Raw genomic sequence first — 10,240 nt, forward strand, 5'->3', positions numbered from 1 at the left:
TGCGATCTTTGATCTTGATCCTGAAAAAAGATCAAAAGATCGCAGCCTTCGGCAGCTCCTACAAAAGGCAATCAATGCATCTCGGTGAACGCGATTTTCACGCCGAGAGCAATCAGCACCGCGCCCATGGTGCGGTCGAACCAGTGGCCCATGCGGGCGAAACCGGCGCGCACGCGTTGTTGGCTGAAGAGCATCGCCACCAGGCAAAACCAGAGGGCGGTCGCGACAGCCAGATAAACCCCGTAACCCGCCTGGATCGCCAGCGGCGTGTGCGGGTTGATCACCACGGTGAACAACGACAGGAAGAACAGTGTGGCTTTCGGATTCAAACCATTGGTCACGAAACCCGAGGTGAACGCGCCGCGAGCCGTGCGTACGCCGGCCTCCTTGTGCAGATCGTCAGTCACGGTTTTCGCCGGTTGCGCCCGCAAGGCTTTGAAACCGATGTACAGCAGATAAGCCGCAGCCGCCCATTTCAAAGCGTTGAACAGCACAATCGATTGCGACACGATCAGACCGATGCCGAGCAACGAATAACCGACATGCAGGAAAATCGCCGTGCCCACCCCCAGCGCCGTCCAGGTGCCAGCGCGGCGACCGTGGGTCACGCTTTCGCGCACCACCACGGCGAAGTCCGGGCCGGGGCTGGCGACGGCCAGCAAGTGGATCAGTGCAACGGTCAAGAACTCGGTCCAGTACATGGGGGCTCCTTTCGGCCAAGCGTATCAATTTGTTTCATCTGTTAGGCTCGGCAGATTACGCCCAACGCTTACAGCACAAAAGGTACAGTTGATGACGAACACGCGCCGCGCGGTATTCCTTGATCACCCTTCGCTGGATCTCGGCGATCTGGACCTCAGTCCGTTGCGTGATTGTTTCAGCGATCTGCAACTGTTCGCCCAGACCTTGCCCGAGCAAGTCAGCGAACGCCTGCGCGGCGCCACCGTCGCCATCTCCAACAAGATCTTGATCGACGCCGCCGCCATGGCTGCCAACCCCGATCTGAAACTGATCCTGATCACCGCCACCGGCACCAACAATGTCGACCTCGCCGCCGCCCGCGAGCGCGGCATCACTGTGTGTAACTGTCAGGGTTACGGCACGCCGTCGGTGGCGCAACACACGATCATGCTGCTGCTCAACCTCGCCACCCGCCTGGCCGATTATCAGAAAGCGGTGGGCGAAGGTCGCTGGCAGCAGGCCAAACAGTTCTGCCTGCTCGACTATCCGATCGTTGAGCTGGAAGGCAAAACCCTTGGGCTGCTCGGCCACGGCGAACTCGGCGGTGCCGTGGCGCGACTGGCCGAAGCCTTCGGCATGCGGGTTTTGCTCGGGCAGATTCCTGGGCGCCCTGCTCGCCCGGATCGTCTGCCGCTGGATGAACTGCTGCCGCAGATCGACGCCCTCACCCTGCATTGCCCGCTCAACGAACACACCCGCTACTTCATCGGTGCCCGCGAACTGGCGTCGATGAAACCCGGCGCCTTCGTCGTCAACACGGCACGCGGCGGGCTGATCGATGAACAGGCGCTGGCCGATGCCTTGCGTAACGGTCACCTCGGCGGCGCGGCCACCGATGTGTTGAGTGTCGAGCCACCGACTCAAGGCAATCCGTTGCTGGCCGCCGACATCCCGCGCCTGATTGTCACGCCGCACAATGCTTGGGGCAGTCGCGAAGCACGCCAGCGTATCGTCGGCCAATTGACCGAAAACGCTCAGGCGTTCTTCAGCGGTAAGGCGCTGCGGGTCGTCAGTTGATAAACTGCGGCACTTTTTTTTGAGGAGCAGTTATGGATCCGCGCAGTGAAGTACTGCTTCGTCAGCCCGAGTTGTTTCAAGGTTCGTTGTTGCTGGCCGGTTTGCCTGCCGATGATTTGCTTGGCCGTCTGCCCAACGCGTTCGGCTGGTGCTGGCATGCCGGCGATCAAGCCGCGCTCGATGCCCGTTTCGAAGGCCGCAGCCATTTCGGCGTGAACGTGCCGGAGCGCGAGTTCGACAGCGCCGTGGTGTTCCTGCCCAAGTCCAAAGACCTGACCGATTACATCCTCAACGCCGTGGCATCGCGCCTGGCCGGTCGCGAAGTATTTCTGGTCGGGGAAAAACGCAGCGGCATCGAAGGCGCGTCCAAACAGCTCAACCCGTTCGGCAAGCCGCGCAAGCTCGACAGCGCGCGTCACTGCCAGTTGTGGCAAGTGACGGTGGCCAACGCCCCTGAGGCGAAATCCCTGGAAAGCCTGGCGCAGACCTACGAACTGCCACTGGCCGAAGGCCCGTTGAAGGTCATCAGCCTGCCGGGCGTGTTCAGCCACGGTCGCCTGGATCGCGGCAGCGCCCTGCTGCTGGAGCATCTGGACAAGTTGCCGAGCGGTCACCTGCTCGACTTCGGTTGCGGCGCTGGCGTGCTGGGCGCTGCGGTGAAACGTCGCTATCCGCACAATCAGGTGACCTTGCTCGACGTCGATGCGTTTGCCGCTGCCAGCAGTCGTCTGACCCTGGCAGCCAACGGTCTGGAGGCTGAAGTGCTGACCGGTGATGGAATCGATGCGGCGCCGATGGGTTTGAACGCGATTCTGAGCAACCCGCCGTTCCATGTCGGCGTGCACACCGATTATTTCGCCACGGAGAACTTGCTGCGAAAAGCAGCGAAACATCTGAAAAACGGCGGCGAACTGCGCTTGGTGGCGAACAGCTTCCTCAAGTATCAACCGCTGATCGAAGAGCATCTGGGCGTCTGCGCCATCAAGGCCGAGGGCAATGGTTTCCGCATCTACCGGGCCAAGCGCGGCTGAAACTTCTTTTCAAAAAGAGGCTTGCTCTATCGGTTTTGCGAAGGCAGAATCCGCTCCGTCCTAGGGGAGTAGTCTCCCACGAGCGCCAAGCTCGTCCGGCATACGTCAACATACTTGATCCTCAGATCATGGCGTATGCGACCCAAGCGTCCGCAGCAGACGGATCGCAGGGTTTGACAAGACCTATGACACGCACACCTTACCCGGGGCGGGAAGGCTGTACGTGTCATAGCCGTGTCGACCCGCCCCTTAGGAAATCCTGATGCTGGACTCGTTACTCGTTCCCACCGCAATCGTTGCCTTGGCCGAAATCGGCGACAAGACGCAACTGCTCGCGCTGATTCTCGCCGCTCGCTTCCGCAAACCCTGGCCGATCATTGCCGGTATTGTCGCTGCGACCCTGGCCAACCACGCAGCAGCCGGTGCGGTAGGCGCCTGGTTCGGCAGTTTCTTCTCGAATGCGACGTTGCACTGGATTCTCGCCGCGAGCTTCACGGCCACCGCACTGTGGACGTTGGTCCCAGACAAAATGGACGACGATGAAACCAGCACCGCACGCAAGTTCGGGCCTTTCCTGACCACACTGATCGCGTTCTTCCTTGCCGAAATGGGCGACAAGACTCAGGTCGCCACGGTGATGCTGGCCGCGCAATACCCTGACTTGTGGCTGGTGATTATCGGGACGACGGCGGGCATGTTGATTGCCAACGTGCCGGTGGTGCTGGCCGGTAACTTTGCGGCGGACAAATTGCCGCTGACCCTGATCCGTCGCCTCGCGGCTTCGGCGTTCATGATTCTGGCAATTGTCGCGGTGTACAAGGCGATGCAGAGCAGTGGCTGGGTTTAGCCCTGAGAGAAGGATCGTTCCCACGCTCTGCGTGGGAACGATCACCGACTCAGGACTTCGGCGCCTGTTCGTACAACGGCATGACCTTCGGAATCGCTGCCTGCAACGCAGCAATCCGGCTGGCCGAAGCCGGGTGAGTGCTCATGAACTCTGGCGGTGAACCTTCCGAGGCCTTGCTCATTTTGTTCCACAACGTGATCGCCGCGTTCGGGTTGTACCCGGCGCGTGCGGCCAGCTCAAGACCAATCAGATCCGCTTCGTTTTCATTGGCGCGGCTGTTCGGCAGCGTCATCCCATAGTTGGCCACGGTATCGGCCAGCGCCAGACTGTCCTGCCCCAGACCGAGCAACGCACCCGCGCCCTGCTTGGCCATTTCAATCCCGTAGGCCTTGGACATCGCTTCACGACCGTGCTCGCGCAAGGCGTGGGCGATTTCATGGCCCATGACCGCAGCGATTTCATCGTCGGTGAGTTTCAGGCTGTCGATCAGCCCGGTGTAGAAAATGATCTTGCCACCAGGACCGCAGTTGGCGTTGAGTTCATCGCTCTTGATCAGATTGACTTCCCACTGCCATTGCGCCGAATCCGGGCGGAAGTTCGGCGCTTGGGCGATCAGGCGGTTGGCAATCGCCTGTACCCGCTTGGCCTCAGGACTGGTCTTGTCCAGCACGCCTTTGCTGGAGGCTTCACCCACGGTCTTCTGATACGACTGGGCGTACATCTGGTCGACCTCTTGCGAGGACAGCATGCTGAACATGTACTGCTTGCGCTCCACACCCACGGCACCGCCGCTGGTGGTATTGACCGACTGACAACCGGCCAGCAACAGCGCTGCGCTCAGTGCACTTACAACCAATGTCTTGTTCATTCAAAAGCTCCCTGAAAACCTGCCGCGTATCGTAGGCGGGTAATTGTATCGACACCAGATACAACGGACGCGTTGCAGCACTTTCAAACTCTTCCTCCCCGACTGTCGTAAAAAATTCACGCCCTGCGCCTACCTCTTTGCCACTGCGTCGCGCACCGATCCATTTGCGACATGCGCTTCCAATTACACCCGATCCCATTCATGGCCCGATACCCCCTGCCGATACATCACCGCAGACGTCCTCTCGCGTGCGGAGCTCCCATGAAGTTCAAGTCGATCCAGTTTTCCGTGGCCGCCCTGGCCGGCGCCATCGTGCTCAGCGTGGTGGCTGCGCTGGTGCTGTACGCGCTGTTTTCCGGCGCGCGCACGCAAGAAATGGTGCAGCAGCGCACCCAGACCCAGTTCGAGCAAGTCATCGAACAGCGCCTGACGTCGCTGGCGCAGACCCAGGTCAGCCAGATCCAGCGCGAACTCGAAGCGCCGCTGCTGATTGCCGGCGGACTGGTGCGGGTCAATGCCCTGCTCGGCACGCCGGGCGCCGATGGCCAACCGCGCCTGAGCGTCAGCCGCGAACAGCTGATTAGCCTGATCAAAGAGAACGTCGAAAAGAACCCGAAAATTCTCGGCACCTACATCGGCTGGGAGAAGAACGCACTCGACCACAATGACGCGGCCTACGTCGGCACTAGCGTTGTCGGTATCGACAGCACCAACGGGCGATTTCTGCCATGGTGGTTCCGCAATGACGATGGCACCCTCGGCCTCGACAAACTGGTCGACGTCGACGATGAGAAAACCCTGTCCACCGGCGTGCGCGCCAGCGAGTACTACTTGTGCTCGAAGGAAACCAAAAAAGCCTGCGTGATCGATCCGGCGCCTTATAAAGTCGGCGACAAGGTCGTCATGCTCGCCTCGTTCATTGAACCGATCATGCTCAACGGCACGTTCCAGGGCATCGTCGGCGCCGACCTGTCGGTGAACTTCATCCAGGAAATGCTCCTCGCCGCCAACCAGAAACTCTATGGCGGCGCCGGGCAAATGGCCCTGATCGGCGGCAACGGCCGGATCGTCGCGTACACACAGGATCCGAGCAAATTCGGCGAGAAAGTCAGCGACATCCTCGACGCTGAGCAGATTGCCAACCTGGCCAATCTCAAGCGCGGCGAAGTCACTTATTCGGTCAACAAGGACAAGGGTCGCATCGAGTTGTATCTGCCGTTCGGCATCGGCCAGACCGACGCACGCTGGACATTGATGCTGCAATTGCCGCTCAACGCGGTGATGGCCGACCTGCAAAAACTCCGGGGCGATCTTGAGGCGCAGCGCAAATCCGACACCTTCGGCATGGCCATGGTCGGTCTGATCATCGCCGGCCTCGGCCTGCTGGTGATCTGGCTGGTCGGTCATGGCATCGCCCGTCCCTTGAAGCAGATGGTCGCCATGCTCAACGACATCGCTCAGGGCGAAGGTGATCTGACCCGACGCTTGACCAGCGACCGCAGCGATGAATTGGGTTCGATTGCCAAGGGCTTCAACACCTTCCTCGCCAAGTTGCAGGCGATGATCACCCAAGTGGTGACATCGGTGCAGAGCGTCAGCGACTCCTCGGAACACACCGCCGACATCGCCATTCGCACCAACATCGGCATCCAGAAACAAATGGCCGAAATCGATCAAGTGGCCACAGCGGTGCAGGAAATGACCGCCACTGCACAAGACGTGGCGCGCAACGCGACCCAGGCTGCGCAAGCGGCCAGTCATGCCGATCAAGCGGCCAGTCAGGGCATGCAGATCGTCCGCGACACGTCCAATTCGATTGGTGTCCTGGCGCTGGAAATCGGCAAAGCGGTGAACGTGGTGCAGACGCTGGCCAAGGACAGCGAGAACATCAATGCCATTCTCACGGCGATTCGCGGAATTGCCGAGCAGACCAATCTGCTCGCGCTGAACGCCGCCATCGAAGCGGCGCGTGCCGGCGAGCAAGGTCGCGGCTTTGCTGTGGTGGCCGACGAAGTGCGCAATCTGGCGCAGAAAACCCAGAAGGCCACTGAAGAAATCCAGTGCATGATCCAGCAACTGCAACAAGGCACCCGCGATGTGGTGCGGGTCATGGAAGACAGCCAGAACCGCACCGACGAAAGCGTGCAACACGCGGCGAAAGCGGCCGAGGCGCTGGAGACCATTACGCAAGCGGTGTCGGTGATCAACGACATGAACACGCAGATTGCCAGCGCAGCGGAAGAGCAGAGCGCGGTGGCGGATGACATTAACCGCAACGTGATCAACATCGGCCAAGTGGCAAATGAAGTGGCGGGCGGTGCGGATGAATCGAGTTCGGCGAGTGCCGATTTGACCAAACTGGCGGAGCAGCAGCGGCGGTTGATCAATCAGTTCAAGGTATAAGGGCAAGATCAAAAGATTGCAGCCTTCGGCAGCTCCTACATGGATATGTGCGTTTCCCTGTAGGAGCTGCCGAAGGCTGCGATCTTTTCGCTTTTCAAATTAACCCGGGGTCAGACACTCCGGCCCATTGAGCTTCGGATCATTGATCAGATTCGCCAACACCCGCTCGCGCAACGCCGCTGGTTCACTCGCCAGCAGCCCCTGCAATACATGCAACGGCGTCTCGGGATCCAGCCATGCCGCCTGCCCTGCTTCATCGAGAATCAGCGGCCGGCGCTGACTCGACGCCGGTTGCGTGATCACCGCCGTACTCAGCCAGACCTGCTCCTGCACCGGATATGCCTCCCAGATCGCCGCGAAAAACAGCGAAGAGCCCTCCCCCGGCGTCAGCCAGTACGGGCGTTTGCGCTGGGTGCCGCGCCATTCGTAGAAACCGTTCGCTGGCAGCAGACAACGACGCAGGCGCAGGGCCTCGCGGAACATCGGCTGCTCGGCCACGGTTTCCGCCCGGGCATGCGCCGGGGTCTTCGACAGATCGGTCAGCCACGGCGGCGTCAGCCCCCAACGGGCGCGAGCCAATGTGCGCTCACCGGTTTCACCGGCACGCAGCATCAACACCGAATCATTGGGGGAAATGTTCCACTGCGCCTGCTGATCGGCGGGAAAACCTGGCAGGGCGGCAAACTCGCGGTTCCAGCGAAACAGGGCATAACGTCCACACATGGGGCAACACGACTCTCAAGTAAAACGAAGCTCAGCCTAACAGACCAGCGTTCCGGGGAAGCTCTCCGGTTCATCGCCGGGCAGCGGCAGCGCGGCATTGTACGCGGTGATCAGCTCGCGAGCGTATTCGGCCTGATCGTTATCGACCGACAGCCCGAGCAGGCCGAAGATCGGCAGTTCCCCCGTGCCACCGAGCAAATCGCGGCCAATCAAGTGCGCCTCGATGCCTTCACTGGCGAGCATGCCTTTGAGCATTTCACCTTCCATCAGGTTTTCCGGCTCATAGATTCGCTGCATACGCGGCCCTCACTCGTTTTCGCTGAAGACTTCCAGAAACCAATCCTCTTCGTGTACCTGCAAGACAAACTTGATTGGCTTACAACACACCTGACAGTCTTCGATATAGCTCTGATCGCCGCCGGACAGGTCTACGGTCGTTTCGACTTCCTCACCACAATACGGACATTCGTACAGTGCGCTCTCCAGCATCGCGGTCTCCCAAGTGACTTGTGCGTATAATCGCCGGTCTATTTGCAGGGCTATTTTTGTCTGGCTACTTTTTCAGACCGTGCCCCGCGGGTTTTCGATCAAAACCTTTACTTACCCTAGCCGTTTCCAACAAGAGAGCATGATGGGCGAATTCGATGCCATCCGACCTTACGACGACAGCGAAGTACCTGTGGTACTGGCAAGACTGCTCGGCGACAAGGCGTTTCTAGATATCCTCACCCACTTCCGCTTCCCGCGTTTTGCCGGTGCCTTCGGCTGGATGCTCAAACCACTTATAGCCCATCGGCTGCGTCGTGAGTTCGCCGACGTGACGTCGGTGGCGACGTTGCAGGACAAGGTCGAGTCCTACGTCGACCACACCATCGAGCGCGCCACCGACGGCGTGACCTACACCGGGGTCGAGCAATTCAAGTCCGGCAGCGCCTATCTGTTCATCGCCAACCACCGCGACATCGTGATGGACCCGGCCTTCGTCAACTACGCCGTGTACCACGCCGGCCTGCCGACGCCGCGCATTGCGATTGGCGACAACCTGCTGCAGAAGCCGTTCGTCAGCGACCTGATGCGCCTGAACAAGAGCTTCATCGTGCACCGTTCGATTACCGGTCGTCGCGAAAAAATGGCCGCGTATCAACTGTTGTCGGCCTACATCAACCATTCGATCCGCAACGATTGCGCGTCGATCTGGATTGCTCAGGCTGAAGGTCGGGCGAAGGATGGCGACGACCGCACCGAGTCGGCGATCCTCAAGATGTTCCACATGAGCCGCAAGGACGAGCCGTTCGGCGAAGTCATTCGCTCGCTGAACGTCACCCCGGTGTCGATCAGCTACGAATACGACCCGTGCGACCAGGCCAAGGCCCGCGAGCTGTACATCCGCGCCACCACCGGCACCTACGCGAAAGCGCCGGGCGAGGATGACGTGAGCATTGCCAAGGGCATCACCGGCTACAAGGGCCGCGTGCACGTGAACTTTGCCGCGCCGATCACCGAGCTGTTCGAAGACACCAAGCAATTGGCAGTCGAGATGGACAAGCAGATTCTCGGCGGTTACCGCTTGTTCCCGGTGCATTACCTGGCGTATGCACAGTGGGCCGATGCCGATCCACAACTGACTGTGCCAAAGGCTGCCGAGGTGTTCCCGGCCGATGAACTGGCCAAGACGCAGGAAGAGTGGCAGGAACGACTGGATGCTTGCCCCGAGGAGCATCGTCCGTATCTGGTGCTGCAATATGCGACGCCAGTGCGTAATCAGTACCGCGTGAAAGCCGGGTTGCCGTTGTAAGCGGTTATCAGCAGACGCAAAAACGGCGCCCTCGGGCGCCGTTTTTTTATGCCAGACGCTTTAGAAGCGGGTGCTGATCCAGGAAACGATCAGGGCCAGAGCCAGGCAGGCGAAACCGAAACGATAGAAAAAGCGGTTCATGCGCAGGGTTGCCCAATCCAGCAGCGGCTCGGCATTTGGCTGCGCCTGGCGCTGCGCGGCAATGCTGGCCAGCGCACGCTGCTCACGGCGGCGGGTCGCGTGCAGCAGCCAACTGCCGGGAAACGCCAGAAGCAGCGCCAGCAGGTTGATCAATTTGGCGGGATGGGCGGTAAACAGCGTCATCAAGTGCAGCGACATCACAGACCTCTATCTAAACCGGTATGGCAGGCGCCAGACCGACGACCGCGCGCGGATTCTACCCAAACCCGAGTGCCCTGCCCCAGCCTTTGCGACAAATTACATGACAATCGACCGATGGCTGTCCTGTGTCACGGCTTCGTCATGTGGATGCACCACCATGCGCGCCTCGAAACGCACATGGAACGCGACATGCTTCACGCTGAAAACCAGGATCGCCTGTACCTCATCACCCCTTACGACGAACAGCAAAGTCTGGTCGGCAGCCTTGCCTTCAATGTTCAGGATCGCCATTGGCTGGTGTATTGCGCGCTGGGCGGGCATCAGCATGCCGATTTGCCCGAGACGGATTTGCTGACGGGCGTTAGCGTGTTGGATTTCTACTCCCAAGCCGCCTGAATGAAATCCCCCTGTAGGAGCTGCCGAAGGCTGCGATCTTTTGATCTTGAAACCAACATCAAAAGATCGCAGCCTTC

General features: G+C 60.1%; 12 protein-coding genes, 1 pseudogene and 1 riboswitch. Of the genes and pseudogenes, 7 read left to right on the forward strand and 6 right to left on the reverse strand.

Annotation, left to right across the window (positions count from 1 at the left end):
- Positions 1–71 precede the first annotated feature (71 nt).
- Positions 72–701: a LysE family translocator gene (locus tag EJA71_RS07475; protein WP_158955574.1), complete on the reverse strand. Its 630-nt coding sequence runs from the start codon at positions 699–701 to the stop codon at positions 72–74.
- A gap of 91 nt (positions 702–792) precedes the next feature.
- Here EJA71_RS07475 and EJA71_RS07480 point away from each other — a divergent pair, with 91 nt between their 5' ends.
- From EJA71_RS07480 to EJA71_RS07490, 3 genes are all read left to right on the forward strand, one after another.
- Positions 793–1,758, forward strand: a complete 966-nt coding sequence (locus EJA71_RS07480; RefSeq protein ID WP_158955576.1) for a 2-hydroxyacid dehydrogenase — start codon at positions 793–795, stop codon at positions 1,756–1,758.
- Between the two features lie 32 nt (positions 1,759–1,790).
- Positions 1,791–2,789 (forward strand): class I SAM-dependent methyltransferase, encoded by a 999-nt coding sequence (locus EJA71_RS07485; protein WP_102901153.1) that lies wholly within the window; start codon positions 1,791–1,793, stop codon positions 2,787–2,789.
- A 51-nt stretch (positions 2,790–2,840) separates the two neighbouring features.
- Positions 2,841–2,963, forward strand: a riboswitch (yybP-ykoY riboswitch).
- Between the two features lie 88 nt (positions 2,964–3,051).
- Positions 3,052–3,636 carry a TMEM165/GDT1 family protein gene (locus EJA71_RS07490; RefSeq protein ID WP_007912813.1) on the forward strand — a complete coding sequence of 195 codons (585 nt, stop codon included), beginning with the start codon at positions 3,052–3,054 and terminating at the stop codon, positions 3,634–3,636.
- Between the two features lie 49 nt (positions 3,637–3,685).
- Here EJA71_RS07490 and EJA71_RS07495 read toward each other — a convergent pair whose 3' ends face one another.
- On the reverse strand, positions 3,686–4,504 hold the full coding sequence (locus EJA71_RS07495; RefSeq protein ID WP_158955578.1) for a M48 family metallopeptidase: 819 nt from the start codon (positions 4,502–4,504) through the stop codon (positions 3,686–3,688).
- A 1,350-nt stretch (positions 4,505–5,854) separates the two neighbouring features.
- Here EJA71_RS07495 and EJA71_RS27755 point away from each other — a divergent pair.
- Together EJA71_RS27755 and EJA71_RS27760 are read left to right on the forward strand one after the other, a co-directional pair.
- Positions 5,855–6,052, forward strand: a pseudogene (locus tag EJA71_RS27755) (HAMP domain-containing protein); the annotation flags it as partial.
- A gap of 111 nt (positions 6,053–6,163) precedes the next feature.
- A complete protein-coding gene (locus tag EJA71_RS27760) occupies positions 6,164–6,907 on the forward strand; it encodes a methyl-accepting chemotaxis protein (RefSeq protein WP_371925640.1) in 744 nt (247 codons plus the stop codon).
- 99 nt (positions 6,908–7,006) lie between these two features.
- On the opposite strand, the gene EJA71_RS07505 is transcribed toward EJA71_RS27760, so the two are convergent.
- The 3 genes from EJA71_RS07505 to EJA71_RS07515 are packed head-to-tail and all read right to left on the reverse strand — an operon-like array spanning position 7,007 to position 8,119.
- The gene (locus EJA71_RS07505) at positions 7,007–7,630 is read right to left on the reverse strand and encodes an SOS response-associated peptidase (protein ID WP_158955582.1); all 624 of its coding nucleotides are present in this window, start codon (positions 7,628–7,630) and stop codon (positions 7,007–7,009) included.
- 36 nt (positions 7,631–7,666) lie between these two features.
- Positions 7,667–7,927: a putative signal transducing protein gene (locus EJA71_RS07510; RefSeq protein ID WP_007912819.1), complete on the reverse strand. Its 261-nt coding sequence runs from the start codon at positions 7,925–7,927 to the stop codon at positions 7,667–7,669.
- 9 nt (positions 7,928–7,936) lie between these two features.
- Positions 7,937–8,119: a CPXCG motif-containing cysteine-rich protein gene (locus EJA71_RS07515; protein WP_158955585.1), complete on the reverse strand. Its 183-nt coding sequence runs from the start codon at positions 8,117–8,119 to the stop codon at positions 7,937–7,939.
- Positions 8,120–8,261: 142 nt separating this feature from the next.
- On the opposite strand from EJA71_RS07515, the gene EJA71_RS07520 reads away from it, so the two are divergent.
- A complete protein-coding gene (locus tag EJA71_RS07520) occupies positions 8,262–9,425 on the forward strand; it encodes a 1-acyl-sn-glycerol-3-phosphate acyltransferase (RefSeq protein ID WP_178113662.1) in 1,164 nt (387 codons plus the stop codon).
- Positions 9,426–9,485: 60 nt separating this feature from the next.
- Here the strand turns inward: EJA71_RS07520 and EJA71_RS07525 are convergent, their stop codons facing one another.
- Complete coding sequence (locus EJA71_RS07525; RefSeq protein ID WP_158955589.1) at positions 9,486–9,764, reverse strand: hypothetical protein; 279 nt, start codon at positions 9,762–9,764, stop codon at positions 9,486–9,488.
- Positions 9,765–9,956: 192 nt separating this feature from the next.
- On the opposite strand from EJA71_RS07525, the gene EJA71_RS07530 reads away from it, so the two are divergent.
- Positions 9,957–10,163, forward strand: coding sequence for a hypothetical protein (locus EJA71_RS07530; RefSeq protein ID WP_008083982.1), 207 nt, complete (start codon positions 9,957–9,959; stop codon positions 10,161–10,163).
- Positions 10,164–10,240 lie beyond the last annotated feature (77 nt).

Source organism: Pseudomonas sp. PB106, assembly GCF_009764645.1.
Lineage (GTDB): Bacteria > Pseudomonadota > Gammaproteobacteria > Pseudomonadales > Pseudomonadaceae > Aquipseudomonas.